16 protein-coding genes are annotated in these 18,507 nt (G+C 41.6%); 3 read left to right on the top strand and 13 right to left on the bottom strand.

Annotation, left to right across the window (positions count from 1 at the left end):
* The first annotated feature begins 219 nt into the window (after nucleotides 1-219).
* On the top strand, nucleotides 220-1,518 hold the full coding sequence (locus tag BP621_RS10460; RefSeq protein WP_292389686.1) for a TrpB-like pyridoxal phosphate-dependent enzyme: 1,299 nt from the start codon (nucleotides 220-222) through the stop codon (nucleotides 1,516-1,518).
* 574 nt (nucleotides 1,519-2,092) lie between these two features.
* Here the strand turns inward: BP621_RS10460 and BP621_RS10455 are convergent.
* From BP621_RS10455 to BP621_RS10425, 7 genes are all read right to left on the bottom strand, one after another.
* Nucleotides 2,093-2,500, bottom strand: coding sequence for a DUF1699 family protein (locus tag BP621_RS10455; RefSeq protein ID WP_292389684.1), 408 nt, complete (start codon nucleotides 2,498-2,500; stop codon nucleotides 2,093-2,095).
* A 955-nt stretch (nucleotides 2,501-3,455) separates the two neighbouring features.
* Nucleotides 3,456-3,863 carry a DUF1699 family protein gene (locus BP621_RS10450; RefSeq protein ID WP_095643667.1) on the bottom strand — a complete coding sequence of 136 codons (408 nt, stop codon included), beginning with the start codon at nucleotides 3,861-3,863 and terminating at the stop codon, nucleotides 3,456-3,458.
* A 101-nt stretch (nucleotides 3,864-3,964) separates the two neighbouring features.
* Complete coding sequence (gene hisD, locus BP621_RS10445) at nucleotides 3,965-5,266, bottom strand: histidinol dehydrogenase (protein WP_292389682.1); 1,302 nt, start codon at nucleotides 5,264-5,266, stop codon at nucleotides 3,965-3,967.
* 331 nt (nucleotides 5,267-5,597) lie between these two features.
* Nucleotides 5,598-7,787, bottom strand: a complete 2,190-nt coding sequence (locus BP621_RS10440) for an ATP-dependent DNA helicase (RefSeq protein WP_292389679.1) — start codon at nucleotides 7,785-7,787, stop codon at nucleotides 5,598-5,600.
* A gap of 215 nt (nucleotides 7,788-8,002) precedes the next feature.
* Complete coding sequence (locus BP621_RS10435; protein ID WP_292389676.1) at nucleotides 8,003-9,769, bottom strand: ribosome biogenesis/translation initiation ATPase RLI; 1,767 nt, start codon at nucleotides 9,767-9,769, stop codon at nucleotides 8,003-8,005.
* 453 nt (nucleotides 9,770-10,222) lie between these two features.
* Nucleotides 10,223-10,651 (bottom strand): hypothetical protein, encoded by a 429-nt coding sequence (locus BP621_RS10430; protein ID WP_292389674.1) that lies wholly within the window; start codon nucleotides 10,649-10,651, stop codon nucleotides 10,223-10,225.
* Between the two features lie 316 nt (nucleotides 10,652-10,967).
* Entirely contained in the window at nucleotides 10,968-11,987 is a 1,020-nt protein-coding gene (locus BP621_RS10425; RefSeq protein ID WP_292389671.1) for an MBL fold metallo-hydrolase, read from the bottom strand.
* A 142-nt stretch (nucleotides 11,988-12,129) separates the two neighbouring features.
* On the opposite strand from BP621_RS10425, the gene BP621_RS10420 reads away from it, so the two are divergent.
* Nucleotides 12,130-12,330, top strand: a complete 201-nt coding sequence (locus BP621_RS10420) for a hypothetical protein (RefSeq protein ID WP_292389670.1) — start codon at nucleotides 12,130-12,132, stop codon at nucleotides 12,328-12,330.
* A gap of 277 nt (nucleotides 12,331-12,607) precedes the next feature.
* Here the strand turns inward: BP621_RS10420 and BP621_RS10415 are convergent, their stop codons facing one another.
* From BP621_RS10415 to BP621_RS10405, 3 genes are all read right to left on the bottom strand, one after another.
* On the bottom strand, nucleotides 12,608-13,015 hold the full coding sequence (locus BP621_RS10415; protein WP_292389668.1) for a DUF1699 family protein: 408 nt from the start codon (nucleotides 13,013-13,015) through the stop codon (nucleotides 12,608-12,610).
* A 603-nt stretch (nucleotides 13,016-13,618) separates the two neighbouring features.
* Nucleotides 13,619-13,885, bottom strand: a complete 267-nt coding sequence (trxA, locus tag BP621_RS10410; RefSeq protein WP_011307280.1) for a thioredoxin — start codon at nucleotides 13,883-13,885, stop codon at nucleotides 13,619-13,621.
* 48 nt (nucleotides 13,886-13,933) lie between these two features.
* Nucleotides 13,934-14,071: a hypothetical protein gene (locus tag BP621_RS10405; RefSeq protein ID WP_292389665.1), complete on the bottom strand. Its 138-nt coding sequence runs from the start codon at nucleotides 14,069-14,071 to the stop codon at nucleotides 13,934-13,936.
* Nucleotides 14,072-15,013: 942 nt separating this feature from the next.
* Here BP621_RS10405 and BP621_RS10400 point away from each other — a divergent pair.
* Nucleotides 15,014-15,223 (top strand): hypothetical protein, encoded by a 210-nt coding sequence (locus BP621_RS10400; protein WP_292389663.1) that lies wholly within the window; start codon nucleotides 15,014-15,016, stop codon nucleotides 15,221-15,223.
* Between the two features lie 451 nt (nucleotides 15,224-15,674).
* On the opposite strand, the gene cofE is transcribed toward BP621_RS10400, so the two are convergent.
* The 3 genes from cofE to BP621_RS10385 form a co-directional block, all read right to left on the bottom strand.
* Nucleotides 15,675-16,484: a coenzyme F420-0:L-glutamate ligase gene (cofE, locus tag BP621_RS10395; RefSeq protein ID WP_292389662.1), complete on the bottom strand. Its 810-nt coding sequence runs from the start codon at nucleotides 16,482-16,484 to the stop codon at nucleotides 15,675-15,677.
* Between the two features lie 301 nt (nucleotides 16,485-16,785).
* A complete protein-coding gene (locus BP621_RS10390) occupies nucleotides 16,786-17,664 on the bottom strand; it encodes a methylenetetrahydrofolate reductase (protein ID WP_292389659.1) in 879 nt (292 codons plus the stop codon).
* A 227-nt stretch (nucleotides 17,665-17,891) separates the two neighbouring features.
* Nucleotides 17,892-18,506, bottom strand: a complete 615-nt coding sequence (locus BP621_RS10385; protein WP_292389656.1) for a methylenetetrahydrofolate reductase C-terminal domain-containing protein — start codon at nucleotides 18,504-18,506, stop codon at nucleotides 17,892-17,894.
* Nucleotide 18,507 lies beyond the last annotated feature (1 nt).

Below are 18,507 nucleotides of genomic sequence, written 5' to 3'. Positions count from 1 at the left end.
ATTTCCCAGTTTTTTCTTCTAACTGTTTTTCCTTTTTTGATTCCTGTTTCTGGCAGTCTCTCTTATTTCAGGCTCTATTTTTGATAAGTAGATTTCTTTCAAACATCCTTTTTTGCCAAAAGTACATAAATGGAATATACGCACCTTAACTGTAAAATAAATAACACTTATATACGTCGAAGTACGAATTTGTGCAAATACGAATGACGGAGAAAACCTATGGAACAGACCAAGATTATCCTTGACGAGAATGAAATGCCCAGGCAATGGTATAACGTCCTTTCAGATTTATCCTCTCCTATCGAGCCGCCTCTTGATCCAAGGACCTGGGAGCCTATAAGTCCCGATGCTCTTGAGCCGATTTTCGCAAAAGCTCTCATCAAGCAGGAGATGAGCAGTGAAAGATTTATCGATATCCCTAACGAGATACTAGAAATTTACAAGCTCTGGAGGCCCAGCCCTCTTTACAGGGCTCACAGGCTGGAAAAGCTTCTCAAGACCCCTGCAAAGATATACTATAAAAATGAAGCGGTAAGCCCTGCCGGCAGCCATAAGACAAACACCTCGATTGCCCAGGCCTATTATAATATGAAAGAAGGAACCGAGAGGATCACAACCGAAACCGGTGCAGGGCAGTGGGGAAGTGCATTATCTCTTGCCTGCAACTACTTTGATCTCGAATGTAAAGTCTATATGGTCCGTTCCAGCTATTACCAGAAACCTTACCGGAAGTCCCTGATGGCGATCTGGGGAGGAAATGTTGTGCCCTCGCCAAGTGAAGATACCGAATTCGGGAGAAAGATTCTGAAGGAGCAGCCGGAAACCCCGGGAAGCCTGGGAATAGCAATCAGTGAAGCCGTAGAGGATGCGATCGCTCACGATAACACTAAATACTCTCTCGGAAGCGTGCTCAACCATGTTATACTCCACCAGACAGTAATTGGGGCTGAAAGCAAGAAACAGCTTGAGCAGGTTGAAACCTATCCTGATATAGTCATAGGCTGCTGCGGAGGAGGAAGCAACCTTGCGGGAATATCCCTTGAGTTTATTAAAGACAAGCTTGAAGGAAAGGGCAATGCAAGAGTAATAGCAGTCGAACCTTCAGCCTGTCCATCCCTGACCGAAGGAGAATACAAGTATGACTATGGAGATACCGCTGAAATGACTCCGCTTCTAAAAATGTATACTCTGGACCACAAGTACGTGCCTCCTGCCATCCATGCGGGTGGGCTTCGCTATCACGGGGCCTCTCCAATCATAAGTAAACTCTGCGCTGAAGGGCTTATTGAAGCTGTTTCATATGATCAGTATCCGGTATTTGATGCCGCTGTGCAGTTCGCACGGACCGAAGGCATAGTCCCTGCTCCGGAATCCTCCCACGCTATCCGCTGTGCAATCGACGAAGCTCTCAAATGCAAACAAACCGGAGAAGAAAAAACAATCGTCTTCAACCTCAGCGGACATGGGCATTTCGACATGAGTTCCTATGATAAATATTTCAACAAGGAACTTACCTAAAACAATTGATAAAAATCAAAAATCAGGACAGAACTCAAACAGGATGCCTTTAAGGCATCCTAACAATCAGTAAATTCATACCCTTCTACCTCTCTTGCAATGCTACAGAGAAGAAATACATTATAAAAACTGCATCTGTACAGATATAGCCAAAAGGGTCGGGAGCACTCCGTGGAATCTCAAGTTACCCAAAATACTCCAGGATGTTTTTGCCTCAAGGATAGTTAAGAGTAATTAAGAATTTAATATTTAGGATTGAAAACTATATTTCCTTACACAGGTTTATATAGTAAGGCACCTTCGTAAAAAAACGCACTTTCCTTAAAAAACTCAAACTTTTTAAAATTTCGTAATCATTTGATTATATATGGTCTCCTTTTGTGATCTTTCGCTTGATTCTGAATTTAAATTAGTTCTCTTGAGCACAAGCGTTGACCCGCAACCGTTGCGCCGGTTGATCACGCCGACTACCGATGTTTTAGATTTTGCAGTGGTTTTCGGTCAAGCCTTTTGAAAAAAGGCTTGCAAGTAGTTTTTCCAAAAGGTTTGCGGGACTCGGGCGGAGACTAATGTCTTACTCTAAATCTTTTCTGTCCAGAATGTAAGAAACCATTTCAGGACTAAGTTTGCTTTCATGCGCTATTTTCTCCGCAATTTTTTCATCGGGAATGCCTTCAGCTTTCATGCTTCTTATTTTTGAAATTACGGACGGAGGAACAGTATAATACTCGTTTATATCTTTCCTATGTCCCCAGACATCGCCTTCCAAGAGTTGAACCTTTTGCATTTCCAAAAACATCTCTATGGCTCTTGAAACTGTCCTTCTATATGACTTAGGAAGCTGGATTATCTCCAGTTTCGGACAGGTTTCAACAAGCAGAAAAATATCTTTATTCGACGGCCTGAATGAAAAGTGAACGACCTTTTCATTTGGATTCAGTGACAGAATTTCATTTCTTGAACTGATAACTCTTATTTTCATATAGATCCCCCGACCCAAAACTTAACTAAAGAATCAATAAAATAAGTTACACTACTTTATTTAAATAATTTTCTATGTATACTCATTGATTTTGTCCTGTTAATTTGAGAATACTTCAAAAAAAGTATGTGGAAAAAGTAGAAATTAAAAACGCTGAGTAAAAATAAGTTCTCGTGTTTCAAATGTTTATAAATTAATTATAATATTCTTCCTAACTATAAAAAGAATGTCTTGAGAGTATGGTATAAGAGATTGCATCAAGATATTATTTTAAAAGAAATAAAATTAAAATACTATAACATATTATGCCCAAAGTACAGGAATGTTTCAGGAAAAAATGAAAATAGCTTGAAGAATGAAAGCCCCACAAGCTGAGATGGAAAATAAGGCATGAGAGGTGAAGTGAGAAATAAGGTTTACAATTAAGACCCTTGATCCGTCTTCAAACAAAAGCGAAACACAGCTCTGCCAACTGTAAAATTTAAGAATAATTTGAGAAAAGTACATATTAGATGGAAATTCCAATCAGGAATTCCATCCGGAAAAGAAGGATTCAAACTTTAAACCTTAGTTCCACATTTTTAAGCACATAAATGTCGCTTGATATCGATACATGCGCTTAAACTTAAACACATCAGATGCAAAGCAAAATCTATAAATGGCTCACCTGACCTCTTCAATTCACGGAAAAGCATATATGCGCCTAAAAAGGCGGAAGTTAGGTTTAAATGCTTTAGAAAACATCAGACCCTTTTAATAGATTTTAGTTTATTTTTGTTTATTTTATTTCAGTTTGTTTTATTTTATTTCTATTAATTCCTATTTGAAGGTCTGTCCATTTACTCCTTTTCGAAGAAATGCTCATTTCTTCCTGTTCACTACCTTTCACAGGATAATGTCGGAAAAGGTCATATCCTGAAATATACTCCAGAGAGATAGCGAAAGAATTAACAGATTAATCCACAATTCTTTTGCTCAGGATGTAAAGGATCATATCCGAATTTAATTTACTTTCTCTCGAAAGCTTTTCGGCAATAACCTCATTGGTAAAGCGGTCGGCTTTTAATTCCTGTATTTTTTCCAGGACATTCTGAGATACATTATAATATTCGTTTATGTCCTTCCTGTGTCCCCATACATCCCCTTCCAGAAGATTTATCTTCTGCATCTCCAGAAACATTTCAATTGATTTGGAAACCGTCCTTCTGTAAGATTTAGGAAGCTGTATCGCTTCAATTTTCGGGCATGTTTCCGCAAGCATGAATACGTCTTTGTTAGATGGCCTGAAAGCAAGGTGGATAACCTTCTCGTTCGGATTCAGGGTAGGAATTTCCTCCCGTGAACTAACTACTCTTATCTTCATACTATCCCCACTCCTTATTTAATAATTAGATTTTCATTTATTTAAAAGTCAAATTTTGTTTACGCATTTACATTTTAAATACATATCGATTAGCCAAGATATTATTTAGAGGGTTTATACCCAAAACGAGTTCTAATAGCATCAGCATGTGCCTGTAGACCCTCTTCCTCGGCTAATGCGATTACAGTTTCTTTCAGACTTTCAAGCCCACTCTTGCTGATTCTCTGAATACTTGAGTATTTAATAAAATGGTTTATATTGAGACCTGAGTAAACTCTGGCGTATCCGGACGTGGGAAGCACGTGATTTGTCCCTGAGGCATAATCTCCAACAGGAACAGGAGAATAGTTTCCTATAAAAATCGATCCTGCATTTTTAATCCTGTCAAGTACGAAATCCGAATCCGATACCATAATCTCAAGGTGTTCGGGAGCAAATTTATTGCTAAAGCTAATACATTGTTCCAGGGAATCTGCAATAAGAATTGCAGCATTCTCAAGAGAAGCCTTTATAATGCTGCTTCTTACAGCTTGTTCAGCCTGAACAAGTACTTCTCTTTTTACAGCTTCCGCTAGCGTATCCGAACCTGTAACGAGTATCGAAACTGAATTTGGATCGTGTTCGGCCTGTGCTAAAATATCCGAGGCGGCCATGACGGCATCTGCCGACTCATCTGCAATTATAAGTACCTCACTTGGGCCTGCAGGGAAATCAATCTCTGCAACATCCCTGATCTGTATTTTGGCAGATGTGACAAAAACATTTCCAGGTCCTACGATTTTATCCACCTTAGGAACCGTTTGAGTCCCATAAGCCATTGCCCCTATAGCCTGTGTACCACCGAGTTTGAAGACTTTATCCGCTCCTGCAACCTTTGCGGCAGCAAGCGTAAGTGGGTGAACGGAGCCATCAGGCCTTGGAGGCGTACACACTATGACCTGCTCCACACCTGCAACCCTGGCAGGAATTACAGTCATGAGCACCGTTGACGGATAGGAAGCCCGCCCCCCAGGGGCATATGCACCCACACTTTCCAGAGGCGTTGCCTTTTGACCCAGTACGATCCCTGGTTTGAGTTCCATAAACCAGGTAGCTTTCGGAAGCTGAGCTTCATGGAAAGCCCGTATGTTTGCAGCTGCGGACTTAAGGTGATCCAGAAGTTCAGGCTCTATTCTGGAAAGGGCCTGTTCAAACTCTTCCTCGCTCACCTCAAAGTTTGCAAGTTCGACTTTATCGAATTTAGCCGTATATTCCCTGAGCGCGGCATCTCCTCTGGTACGCACATCCGAAAGCACGGATGAAACGGTTTTCGCTACATTCTCAAGCCCGGAACCCCGGGAGAGTAATTTTTGCATTTCAGCTTCCGAAACATCAGATAACTTTTTGAATAACATCATGACCATCTCTCAAAGAACCTAACAGGACCTGATACAGGTTGAAATCTGAACTTGACATAAAGTGCTAATCAAATCCGATATAAAATGACTCTACTACAAACTGGTGATCAATAATCTGAGACCCGAACAAATGGATAACTCGTTAATCTGAGAACGAATAACCAGATAATTGATTAATCTGACACTGGATAATCAGATAATCGATTAACCTGATAGTTCAATCCCATTAAATCCCTGCTTTCATTTAATATTTTATCCCTTACTGGGTCCGTTAACAGAGGAAAAATTGTAAAATAGACTAAACATATAAAAAATAATAAATATGGAGCAGGTAAAATCAATAATCGCTTATTGTTTTTTGCCCTGAGAAAGGATTTTTCTCAGGAGGTTCAGGCTCAATAATTCCAGGGACTACCTCTCTGTCCCCAATCTGCTTAAAAATCCGGTCTGCAATTTTCGGTCCCAGAAGAGCAGCCACTTTCTCATGATCAGTCGTTGCAAGTTCTGCTGAAGACCTGAAGCCTGCTTCATATAGTTTCCGAGCTCTCACGCGCCCTATACCTCGAATGCCGAGCAGATCCATGAGTTCGGGGGCTGCTCCGTAATGAAGACGTTTTTCAAGTTCTGCTGCTTCTTTTGCCCCGTTGAGGTCAAGGAGCTCGGCAAGCTGGGCGGCGACGTGCATTATCCATTCCGCAATATCCGCAATTGCATGAATGTCACCTTCCCCGGTGCCGAACTTTAAACAAATATCATTTTCTGATTTTTCATGGATCCAGTCAAGCAGAAGAAGGGAAGTCTTGACTTCTCCCAGGAACCACTCATATTCCGTAACATCGAAGGGGCTGGGCACCTTTACAAACTCGCTGGCGTGAGCCATTACGTAATCGTTGATATCCTGATAATCTTGGTTTCGCATGTAGAGCAAGCGCATATCAGGCGTGCTGCAGACCAGATGCAGCAGGGTAAGCTCGCTCAGGTCCTCTGCTTCTTTCAGTCCCTTTACAATGCGGGCGGCCGACAGGGGGTCGATATAAAGCCTTGAGACAAGCTTTCCAAAGTTTGTAGGAATAAGGGCGTCAGTTTTCTCAAGCATACCTTCCTGACGCAAAAAGTTAAGGCACTCATTCACAACAGTAGAAAGCCCGAAGTTTGAGTACTGGAAAGCAAAAAATGTTGATTCCAGAAAATCCATGAGCTCGTCACGGGTCCGCGCAAAACCGTTGGAGATTGTAGAAAGCACATGGGTCCTGAGGGCGTTTTCGGTTCCGAGTTTGGACCAGATATCTTCAGCTTCGGCCTCGATATAGTTCTCAAAAAGGAAAACAAATTCATTATATGATTTTGCAACAAGCACAGCTTCTCCGTACGGGTCAAGCCTCGGCCTGCCTGCCCTGCCTGCCATTTGTTTGTACTCAAGCACAGGAATAGGCTGCATCCCGCTTTCAGAGGAGTAGCGCCGATAGCTTCGGATAATTACGCGTCGAGCAGGCAGGTTGAGCCCGGCTGCGAGAGTAGGCGTGCTCGAAATTAACTTGATCTTTCCAGCCCTGAAACCGTCCTCAACAAGTTCCCTTAAAGGCGTGGTAAGACCCGCATGGTGAAAAGCTGTTCCTGAACGAATACAGGCCGCAAGGTTCGTTGAAGTATCGGTTTCACTGTTTTCGAGGATCTCGCCTGCAATTTCTGAAAGGACTTCCCGGTCTTTTGCTGAAAGCGTCTTTTTAACAGTAGACGCCGCCTTTTTTGCAAAGGCCATGCAGTTTTTTCTGCTGCTTTCGAAAACCAGGCACTGCCCATCTTTCCGGAGGGTATCCAGTACAAGGTTCACGGCTTCGTCTTTTGTGGACTGCTCAACAGGTTTTTCCCTATCTTTGCAATAGAATGTCCCATTAAAAAATACCCCTTCAAGAAGTTCGGTAGGCCTCCATTCACTTACTACAAGCTCGGCTTCCAGCCAGGCTGCTAGCTCGTCGGCGTTCCCGACGGTTGCAGACAGTGCAAGGATCTGGCAGGAAGGGTTCATTTTCCTAAGCTTTGCAAGGGTAACTTCAAGCGTGGGGCCCCTATCCGGCGAGTCTATAAGATGCACCTCATCTGCCACAACAACCGAAATTTCCTGCATCCAGGCGGTCTCGTTCCTGAGCAGTGAATCGGTTTTCTCTGAAGTTGCAACAATAATGTCGTTTACTCCTAGCCCTTCGTCCCGCAAGTCATAATCTCCTGTTGAGATACCAACCTTGATTCCAAGTTCCGAAAACTCTTGGAATCGCCTGAACTTCTCGGAGGCAAGAGCTCTAAGAGGCACAATATAGAGTGCTTTTCCTCCTGCACGGATAGACTTCAACATTGCAAGCTCGGCTAAGAGAGTCTTCCCTGAAGCTGTTGGGATTGCAGCAAGCAAGTTTCTTCCTTCAAGCAGCCCTTTTTCCACGGCTTCTGCCTGAGGAGGATAAAGTTCCAGAATCCCGGAATCAAGATAAAACCGCTTTACTTCATTGGGCAGATCGAGACTTTCTATCTTCATTGAAAATCAGAAACTCACACATTGGATAAAAAACTATTTTGGAATTGCACGCCAGTATCGAAAAATTTAGTATCTGCAGAAACTTCTTCAAAAGATTCTGCAAAAATCTGGTCCCTTGTTAAGGGAACCCCGATTCTTTAAGATTTTTCGAACATTACTTATTGAACATCATTTACTTAACATCATTTACTTAACATCACTTACTGATCCCGAATTTAAATCTCTGCAGAATAATAGTAGTTTCCACTCTCTTTCTGTTCCCGGTCAAGCCTTGAGCCCAGATTATTTACACGCGGACGCTTTGTTTCCTCGTCCCTGCGGAAGGTTATGCCCAGGTTTTTCAGGAATCTGTTCATACCGTTTTCCATGCTGAACGGGCCGTGTGCTTCACCGTATACAGAAGGCTTACCTTCAAAAACCACGAGTCGCTGGCTCATCATATCTATCATGTAGATATCGTGGTCTACGACGAGGGCTGTCTTCTGGTTGTTTTCAGCAAAACGGTTGAGGACTTTTGTGACCATGGAACGCTGTTCCACGTCAAGGTGGGCACTGGGTTCATCCAGAATATAAAGGTCGGCTTCCTGGGTGAGGCAGGCTGCAATCGCAACTCTTTGCAGTTCTCCGCCGCTCAGATCCGTTAGCAGGCTGTCATATATCTTATCAAGCTGGAGCGGGTTCGAAATCTCTACCTCGTAGTAGCTGGTTCCAAACTGCTTTGAGATCCCGCGCAGGAAGTCCTGCACGCGCATAGGGATATCGGCTTTAATATACTGAGGCTTGTAAGAAATTTTGACGTCTATGCCGGGATCGCCCTCATCAGGCTTTATTTCCCCTGCAAGCACTTTTACGAAGGTTGATTTTCCTATACCATTAGGACCCACTATTCCGAGCACTTCTCCTTCCCGAAGGCTACCGCCTGTGGCTTTCAGGGAAAAGCCGTTCCCGAATTTTTTAGAAAAACCATTAAAGGTAACCATGGACCTTAACTGGTAGTCTTCCCTTGGAGGATGGACTTCATACTTAATGGCTTCAGGCCGGATCCTTATATTTTCTTCAGGGAGATAGCCTTTGAGGTACTGGTTGATCCCCACACGTACGCTCTTTGGAAGAGTAACCACACCGAAAGCTGCAGGCTCTCCGTAGGCAATGTGAATGACGTCTGTGAGCATATCCAGGATCGCAAGGTCATGCTCTACCACGAGCACAGCCCTGTCCTTTGAAATATTCTGGATAAGGCGGGCGACGTTAATCCTCTGGTAGATGTCAAGGTAGGGGCTAATTTCGTCAAAGAAATAGAACTGGGCATCCTTTGCCGCACATGCTGCTATTGCCACACGCTGCAATTCTCCACCGCTCAATTCCGAGATTTTCCTGTCAACTACACTTTTTAAATCGAGATAGTCGATAAGCTCATCAAGGACTCCTCTTTCATCGGTTTTTTCGAGCAGTTCTGAGGTTTTTCCTTTGAAAGCTTTAGGGATGAGGTCCACGTACTGAGGTTTCTGGGAAACCCTAAACTTCCCATCCACGACAGCTTTGAAGTAGTCATAAAGTGCAGTTCCGGCATAGTGTTCAAGCACAGTATCCCAATCGCCTTTTTCCTGTCCGAAGTTAGGGATCAAAGTTCCTGAAAGGATCTGGACGGACGTACTTTTTCCTATCCCGTTAGGGCCGAGAATCCCTGTTACTTTTCCTGCCCTTGGCACAGGCAGCCCGAAAAGGGCAAAACCATTTACTCCGTACCTGTGAGTGGGTTCCTTCAGGGCTTCAGGAAGCCCTATGATCATAATGGCTTTAAAAGGACATTTGTTAATGCAAATTCCGCAGCCTACACAGAGTTCCTCGGAAATGACGGGTTTCCCGTCTTCCTCAAAAACAATTGTCTCATCCCCTGTCCGGACCCTCGGGCAATATTTCTCGCACTCCTTACTACACCGTCTGGGCTGACACCTATCTTTATTAAGTATAGCTATTCTCATGATAGTCCCCGAAAAATACGTTTTTCGTTAATTTGTTAATAATATTAGATGAAGCGCCTGCTGTGATTTCAAGCGTAACCGGAGCGTAGCAATGTAAGTACTTGCTATAGCATAAGACGGTTGTCACGGCAAGGCAGTTGATAATAATGTCCAGTATGTTAAGAGTATATCACATATATACAGCAGTTATCTGAGAGTATTGTGCATACACAGCAGTTATTTGAAAGATATTTCGCAATACAGTAGTTATCTTATAGAGCAGTCATCGGTTATGAAATGCCTGCTCTGGTATATGAACCGTTGGACTATTGCAGGCGTAAAATACCAGTCATGCAGGAGTTTAATGAAATAAACGGCCAGGTAATACAGGTGTTGAGAAAATTAAAAAGGAAAAAGCCTGTGATAAAAAGGCTGTATGAAAGGTCCTTGACTTTAAGAGAGTCTTTTTGCAGTTCAGGAACGAAGACTTAAGTTCAGGAGGATAGTCCAGACAACAAGGAAGAAATCAACCACTATAAACTCTACGTAGAACCAGTCCTTTAATTTGAACTCCTTTGTACTGATCTGAAGTTGAGGATAGAGAAACTTCTGTATGAAATACGTAAATCCAATGACTATCGTAAGTTCCACATACCAGATATTGTTTTCTCCGGTTCCATACAAGTGAAAATATAAAATTCCTGCGATTGTGCCAAGTATTGCGGCTACTATCGTCTTTATAATTCCGTCCCTATGCTCCTTTTGCTTTTCCTCAGGCGTCCTTTCCTTAATTAGAGTCTTCTTCTCTGGAGTCTCAATCTTTGCTGCAGGAACTTCTGAAGTACCCTCTGTTATTTTTGCAGGTTCCTTTCTGGACTTTGACTTCGGATTTTGCTTACTCAACCTGTATACTCTCCTGAACGGCAATCGACATTCCCGGGATGTAATCATAGTCAGGATCTAATCTCAATTAAAAATTAGACCTGAATTATAAGATTTCAGTTTGCGAAAAGATTTTAATTTGCGGATTTGAGATATCAGATTAAAATCATTGTATTTAAATTATTATAATTAAATTATTTATTAAGTTATTATGATTTATTGCTGAAATAAGATTCTTGGAATTACGATACGGAATTATATTCTGGAATTCATTTCTGAAACAAGATTCTCTAAATTGAATTATTGGGATTAAGTATTAAGACTGGACTTCACAGCTTTAAATAAATTCATTACTTAAAACATTACCGATCTGATCTATAGATATCGAATCAATTCCTATTGAATTTAAATGTTTTGAAAATTTTGAAGGTCTATTCCCTGCTGGATGATAGACAAGAGTGACTTCAGGGGAAAGTTTCCTGACCATATTTTCAAGTCCGCAAGCATCAAGATGGTCGCTTATCCTGATTGTTGGGTAAGGGTAATCCATGCGGCAACTCAGCACGTATTTTTTCATGCTCCAGGGCAACTTGTCAAGGTCCCAGGGAGCAACTATGAAAACCCCGTCACCTTCTCCGGAATCAAGCCCTGCCAGTTCTCCGGCATCCTCAAGCATGTTGCGGGTAAGAGCCCTTGTCCTCGCCTCCATACAAATGGCGCCGTCATATCCGAAGCCTCTTATGAGTTCGACTGCACGCTGTGTCTTTCCAAATTCATATGCTCCAAAGGCTACAGGTCCGTTTTCAAAAAGGGCAGATTTCATGCCTTCAAGGTCATCTGCAAAATAGCAGGAGGGATCAGCAGGGTCTCCGTAGTTAGCTTCAGTGATAAGGACATCACAGGGAGGAAGATTGCTTGCATCTTTAACGTCACCTGTAACCAGAATCTTTGTCCCGACATCGTTTTCCCAGTAAAAAGCAGTCGCGCCTGCGGTATGTTCAGTAGGGAAGGTCTTTATCTTTGTTCCATCTATATCGATTTCATCCCCAAGCGTGCACATGCTGCCCGCATATTTTCTGTCGTGCCTGATTTCAAGCGCCACCGCGGTTTTTTCCGAACAAACTGCATTGGGAGAAAGCATAGCCGATTTTCCGTGGTGGTCGGAATGGGCATGGGTGATCAGATAGGCATCGGGCTGAGGATGCTTTCCCAGCGTCCTGGTAGTATCAATGGAAAAGGTGCGCAAATCTCCGGCATTGTCCCTGAACCGGAGTGAGATATGCGGTTTAAAAGTCCCGCGAGAATTACGCTGCCTGAGCGCTAGCACACCAAGATCAATCAGTTTTTTAGAAATCACGCAAATCCTTGAGGAAATAATACTTAAGGTATTTAAGGTTAGGGAAAAACGATAGATTCCTAAGGGACTGGTTTATAAAAATAGGGTAACTATCCAGCCTGTCAAGGATATTATCAATTTCCTTGAAAAAGTACTCAAAAATATGAATGCACTGATTGAAGAAATCAAAAACTCTTCTGCGTCTCTGAAAGAAAAAGAAGAATCAAAAACCAGCATCTCGAAAGTAAGGTCAGTACTCGATAAAGTCAAACATCCCATAAAATCATTTGGAAAAGATGTCACGAATGAAATTCTCGTGGGTCACGCCGCTGAAAAAAATCGTAAAAATTCATTTTCTAGTTAGTGTTGACAGCAACTTCGACAGCAACACTGGGAGTCCCAATTTCTTCCCATATTCTAAATCTCTTAAAAAATGTAGTAAAAGAAATTAATAAATAAGAAATCCTCTTGAAAAGCGGATCTCAATTATGCTTTCGGGTTTTCTCACTTTCTCCAGACATAAGCCTTCTCTAAAGTAGAAGATTTAAGCCGGAGATCAGATCGCGAAAACGCGAAAATTCAACGCCTTTGCGGTTTAATCTCCAGTGAAACGCCTGGTAGCGTATTTATCCTGCTCAAATTCAGGCAGGGGATTCCTTGGTTATGATATAAGCGACCATTTCAGGGTTAAGCATATTTTCCCTTGAAACCTTTGCTTCAATATCCTCAGTGGATATCCCTTCGGATCTCATTTCCTTTATTTTTTCAGTCACTGAGGACGGAATGGTGTAATATTCGTTTATATCTTTTCTGTGGCCCCAGACGTCGCCTTCGATGAGCTGGATTCTCTGCATCTCAAGGAACATTTCTATGGATTTCGAAACTGTAGCCATATAGGATTTCGGTAACTGAATTACCTCAATTTTTGGGCAGGTCTCAACCAGGCCCAAAACGTCCTTGTTCGACGGCCTGAAGGCCAGGTGAACAATGCGCTCATTCGGATTAAGTGTAAATATTTCTTCTCTGGAACTAACCACTCGGATCTTCATGTTTTTCTCATCTCACTTTAAATTTTTTTACGTTTTTACATTGATACTATTAGGATATACTGACTATAAATATTTATCCCATTAAACTAACATTATTTAGATAGTATTCTGAATTTTTGATTCAAGAAACATTTTTTTAATCAAAATTTTTCAGTTAACTTATAAACTTATTTTATGAAAACTTATAAAATAATTATGATATCTACAGAATTTCATAACTTTTCAGCTCGGGATCTCAGCGACTCGCTTTCCGCAGCAAAATTTGTATATACATAGTTGCTCTGGTATTGTTTTCCGATTTAACATGAATTTACTGGGCTTCTATAAGAAGTTGAGAACAGCTACATAGTTTAATTTAAAAACAAAAAACGATAGCATTAAGTCCCATCAATTTTCCATTTAGGTCTTATATTATTAAAATAAGTTTTGAAAACACTATTAGTAAATATATTCAGTTTCTAAATACTGAGAAATGCAGGTAGTAAGACTTTCTTCCACTTTAGGAATTATAGAAAGCCCTAAAACAGATAAAAACGGATATGGAAAAAGATTAGCCCCAGGTTTCTGGAACCCCGGGCGGTCTTTTGTCAGAAAAACTGAGGGTCAGAGGATCTTATCGAGTTCTGACGCCAGTACACTGCCCTGGGTAACTCCCATGAAGCGCTTTACTTCTGTCCCATCTTTCTGAATAATCAGTGTCGGGACAGCGTGTATGCCATATTTGGAAGCCATTTCCTGGTTTTCATCCACATCGACAACCTTGAACTCAACCTTATCCCCGTACTTTTTCTCAAGCTCTTCAAGAATCGGTTTTTGCATCCTGCAAGGTCCACACCATGTTGCGGAAAAGTCCAATAACATCGGTTTCATAAAATCACCTTTATATTTTGAAACGTCTGAGACTTTCTCTGTTTTTGTTTAATCCATTCCGGGAAGCATACCGAAGAGTCGTACGTATACAGCTTCAAGGGCCTGTACGACAAAGCTGCCGGAAGCCCAATCCTGATGATAGGCGACATGAAAGCTGGATTTACCAAATACAGGGTCGGGACTCAATAATTGTATACTATCTTCGATGATGTGAAATAATTTTTCATATATCCAATTGTTTCTTCCTGCTTCATATTTCTCTCTACCGAGAATAAGTCCACAGGCTCTACCCTGGAATCCCCAGGTGAATTATTTCCATATCGAAGTGCAATAGTCTTATATTGATCGCTGCATTTATATTTCTATCGTGTATGATCTCGCAAAAAGGATAAGTTCGATACAATCCATTGAAACCAAATTAGAACTGAGATAGTCGCAATACACTATCCGGATAATGGTTTGAAAGTGCCAATTTGCAAGTATTTTTTCCAATACCAGAGAGCTCTATATTCCAATTTGGAGATAAAGCTGCTCATAAAGCATTACTTATTGCTCGCGTCAGTTTGTGGTTTTCTTCGGATTCCATTCATAATACTGCATTTCTATACATAATACTGCATTTATATACTGCATTTCATACATAATACTGCATTTATATACTACATTTTACTGCATTTATATACTACATTTCTATAGTTAGCCTAATTGGGCAGGAATTAAAAATTTTCGGATGTTAATACGAAACTGAACCTATTTTTTAGCTAATAAGTACAAATTCTTCAAAGTTATTATTAATAAGGAATAAATATTCTATTACTATTATATAATATATAATTATATTTATACCTGTACTCATGTCAATTAAAGTTGAACATTTTATCTCAAATAGAAAGGAGAAAAATGAATCATTTCTATAAATAACTGCCGTGGGTATATTACAGGATTGGGGAGGTCGATGAGGAATTTGATCAGATTGTATCCTGATTTTAAAAATCATCTCCATTTGATCAGATTGTATCCTGATTTTAAAAATCATCTCCTCCAGTATGCAGAACGAGTATTAAGAATATAAAGCAAGAATATAAAGCAAAAAAATATAAAAAGAACAAAAAAGAACATCGTAAAATCATGGAGGCAAATACAATGGGTGGAGGATTTGGAGTATTTGGAAGAGGAAGAGGGTTTGATGGTTGCGGCGGCGGTTTTGGCGGCTTTGGAGGCTGTGGTGGATTTGACGGCTGCGGCTTTGGTGGCCGTTTTGACTGTGATGATAGATTCAGAAGAGGGCGTCGCTGTGGCCGCAGAAGAGGATGTGGTCGTGACTTCGACTGGGACTGATATAATAACAGCCGAGTCTGAAAAAATTACTAAGTATGAAGGGAAAAAGCATAATAGCTATCTTTTCACGGCATGACGGACAAGTCCCTATGACGGACAAGTCCCTGAAACTTGTCTTTTCTTGAACCGATGACTATTTATTTTTCCTTTCTTTTGATCACTTTTTAAAAATTGAGAAGTTGCTGCAGGCTCTCCAATGGAAGTTCCTGAAGGAATGGGATCTGGACTTGGCACTCCGTTTATTAAGTTTACTAGCGTGACAATTCCTGCAAGAAGACTTGCTAATTCTAAAAGATATTCAATTTGATGGAGTGCACAGTCATAATCAGATCCCCGAGAGCTCCAAAAATACATGAACAAATTCATCTAATTTCCATATTATTTATATATAAATATCAAACTGTTAAAAAAAATTTGTTTCTATTGTTTCTATCGGGGAACTTGTTAAGGATTAAACATTTTTCCCGCTGCTTTTATCCTTAGCATGGCCTTTAATTATGTTGCCGAAATACATACAGCCTTCCATTGGGATCGTTGGCATATCCGGGGACTCGTTTATCATACTTACAGGAGCACCACGGATCAGCACGCAGGGCACTCTTTCCCCGGCTTCTCCCATAAGGAGTTCGGCAGCCGAAACAAGGTTATCTGCTACAGCCTTGTACGTAATACGGAGAGGTTTCCCGTAGATATCGTCAGTTCCCCGTGCATCCTCCACAGGCACAAAGCCTGAGACTCCAAGAGCAATTCCCGAGCAACCAAGCCTGAGGGGCTGGGTCCTGCTGTCTCCTATAATTACCCCCAGCCTGCATGAGTAAAGCTGCTCAAGCCGATCCCTGATAATCTCAGAACTTTTTCGCGGGTCTTCCGGAAGCAGGATCACATAACCTTCAGGGGCATTGGAAGCATCGATCCCTGCATTCGGAGCCAGAACGCCTTTTGTAATTGTAAGGGCAGCTCCGGGAACACCCCCAAAAATCTCATCGCATTCCTGAAGCACGAGTTCCATTTCTCTGGGATCGATCCCGTACTGTTCCCCGAGCACCTTTGCCCTTTCGCCTGGAGTCACGCTTGCAAGCCTGACAACTCTTCTTTCCGCCGTGCCAACCGCAGATTCGGCAAGCACGAAAATATCCCCATCAATAGGGACAAGCCCTGCTTCCTCCAGAGCCTTATCTATAATCTGTACGATATCGTCCCCTTCCCTGATAATAGGGGTCTTAATCCCGAACATCTGGATGGAAGTATTTTCTAAACTCATACTCTGCTGCCTTTAGAAGCTAATGATTTAATTGCTTTGCTGAATCAAAAATAAATACGAAATCAAATCGTAAAATACCGGAAGATATTGATAAATGTATCCAAAATCCCAAAAAAGATGCAAGAAGATATCCAAAAAAGATGCAAAAAATGTCCAAATAAGATTCGAGAATATGTCCAGATAAAGTGCTCTAGAAAAATAAAAACCTCAGGCAGGGAATACAGGAAGTAAAAGATCTTACTGCTGAAAAAGAGGAAAAAGAGTCTTCCGGGATAGAGAGTGATTTAAACCTTTACGAAAATTATTTTCCGGAAATTCCAGCCATAGAAAGCAGTCTTGGGGTATTTTTATGAGAGCCTACAGGCATAATATGAACTCCTCTTGAGAGTTTCATAAGCTCCTTTATAGTCTCTGAAGCTATTGAGAGACCTTCTTCGACAGGATCAGGTGAATCTTTTATGCGAAACATGATTTCTTCAGGCACGTGAATTCCCGAAATATTTTTGTTCATAAATTCGGCCATACCCAGAGATTTAAGAGGAATCAGGCCTGCAATTACAGGCACTTCAAGGTGGCTTGTAGCCTCCATAAATTCCTCAAACATGCCCACATCATAGACCGCCTGAGTCTGGATAAAATCAGCTCCACACCTTACTTTCTTTTCAAGCTTTATGAGCTGCAGAGGTTTTTCAGGGTCTATGCCAGAAACCGCACCTGCACAGAAAGAAGTGCCTCCATCCAAATTGTTTCCTGCAAAATTAATGCCTGAATCAAGCTTCCGGACAAGTTGCATGAGTTGTACGGAATCAAGGTCATATACAGGTTTTGAACCTGGGTGGTCTCCGCACGAAGGAAAATCTCCTGTCATCACACAAATGTTCCGTATACCAAGAGCATAAGCTCCAAGAAGATCGGACTGAAGTCCTATCCTGTTCCTATCCCTACAGGTAAGCTGCATAATAGGCTCGTGCCCTTCATCAAGCAGAAGCTTGCTAAAAGCCAGGGAACTCATGTGCATAATTGAGCACTGATTGTCCGTAACGTTTATAGCATCTGCAATACCCTTGAGCTGGCGAGCATCTTCTAGGGGAACTGAAAATTTTGTGCCCCTGGGAGGTGAGACTTCAGCAGTAACCAGAAATTTGCTGGAATTCAGTTTTTCACGTAAATTAAAAAGCATTGAGTAAGAATATTAGATATGAAATTATTTAAAGCCATGCTCCGGGATCGTTCACTGTCAGTCGGTTAACACTGTTTCTATTATTTCCAAAAAACCTTTAATGCCGCATCGCTCCATTTTTGTAACTCAATGAGGTTACAGCAGACTTTCATTGATGCGTAAAAGATATCGTCTCAGGCACTGGAAATAGATCTGATTAAAAAATAAATAAAAAACTATAAATGAATTTAATCGATTCTATGCTCCTGAGGAGCATGAACTGTATAAAGGAGATCAAGCCTCTTGATTTTGTTCAACCTATTATAAATCAAAGTCCATACACAATCGTTCTCTCTGTTGACTTCACACATTCCGTCAATGGCTCCCCCACAGGGCCCGTTTAGAAGTCCTTTTGGGCACCGCGATTTAGGACAGATTCCCCCAAATTCACCAATTGTGCATTTTCCACACATTATACACTGGTCTGAAAGCAGCTTACCCTCGCTCGAACCTCCCAGAGAAAGCGTGTCGTTTGAGCCAAACACAGGCACTTCCGTTACACTGGCAACAGTTGAAACTCCACTACCGCAGCCCATAACCAGAATACAGCGAGCCTCATTTATTTTCTCATTTTTCTGGACTAGAGAGTCAAAAGACCGGACACTGCAGGCTGCGGTGGGGAGAGCCCAGCCTACTACATGCTTTCTGTTTTTCTCAAGCTGTCTGATCATCTCAAGCACTTCGGGTTCTCCACCTGTCTTCAGTTTTGCAGCGCAGACGTTGCATCCGATAATAAATATGTCATCTTCGTCCTTTAACAGGGTCAGGATTTCCTCAAGGGGTTTTGCTGAAGTTATAATCATA

Origin of the sequence: Methanosarcina sp. UBA5 (assembly GCF_002505485.1) — an archaeon.
Lineage (GTDB): Archaea > Halobacteriota > Methanosarcinia > Methanosarcinales > Methanosarcinaceae > Methanosarcina.
This window is presented reverse-complemented; position numbering and strand designations above follow the sequence as displayed.

What these genes read in the sequence shown, in the direction of transcription:
- BP621_RS10420 (WP_292389670.1), top strand. Translation starts at nt 12,130, where the DNA reads ATGAATGCACTGATTGAAGAAATCAAAAACTCTTCTGCGTCTCTGAAA.
- trxA (WP_011307280.1), bottom strand. Translation starts at nt 13,885, where the DNA reads ATGAAACCGATGTTATTGGACTTTTCCGCAACATGGTGTGGACCTTGC.
- BP621_RS10455 (WP_292389684.1), bottom strand. Translation starts at nt 2,500, where the DNA reads ATGAAAATAAGAGTTATCAGTTCAAGAAATGAAATTCTGTCACTGAAT.
- BP621_RS10460 (WP_292389686.1), top strand. Translation starts at nt 220, where the DNA reads ATGGAACAGACCAAGATTATCCTTGACGAGAATGAAATGCCCAGGCAA.
- BP621_RS10400 (WP_292389663.1), top strand. Translation starts at nt 15,014, where the DNA reads ATGGAGGCAAATACAATGGGTGGAGGATTTGGAGTATTTGGAAGAGGA.
- BP621_RS10385 (WP_292389656.1), bottom strand. Translation starts at nt 18,506, where the DNA reads ATGATTATAACTTCAGCAAAACCCCTTGAGGAAATCCTGACCCTGTTA.
- hisD (WP_292389682.1), bottom strand. Translation starts at nt 5,266, where the DNA reads ATGGTCATGATGTTATTCAAAAAGTTATCTGATGTTTCGGAAGCTGAA.
- BP621_RS10390 (WP_292389659.1), bottom strand. Translation starts at nt 17,664, where the DNA reads ATGCTTTTTAATTTACGTGAAAAACTGAATTCCAGCAAATTTCTGGTT.
- BP621_RS10440 (WP_292389679.1), bottom strand. Translation starts at nt 7,787, where the DNA reads ATGAAGATAGAAAGTCTCGATCTGCCCAATGAAGTAAAGCGGTTTTAT.
- BP621_RS10415 (WP_292389668.1), bottom strand. Translation starts at nt 13,015, where the DNA reads ATGAAGATCCGAGTGGTTAGTTCCAGAGAAGAAATATTTACACTTAAT.
- BP621_RS10435 (WP_292389676.1), bottom strand. Translation starts at nt 9,769, where the DNA reads ATGAGAATAGCTATACTTAATAAAGATAGGTGTCAGCCCAGACGGTGT.
- cofE (WP_292389662.1), bottom strand. Translation starts at nt 16,484, where the DNA reads ATGAGTTTAGAAAATACTTCCATCCAGATGTTCGGGATTAAGACCCCT.
- BP621_RS10450 (WP_095643667.1), bottom strand. Translation starts at nt 3,863, where the DNA reads ATGAAGATAAGAGTAGTTAGTTCACGGGAGGAAATTCCTACCCTGAAT.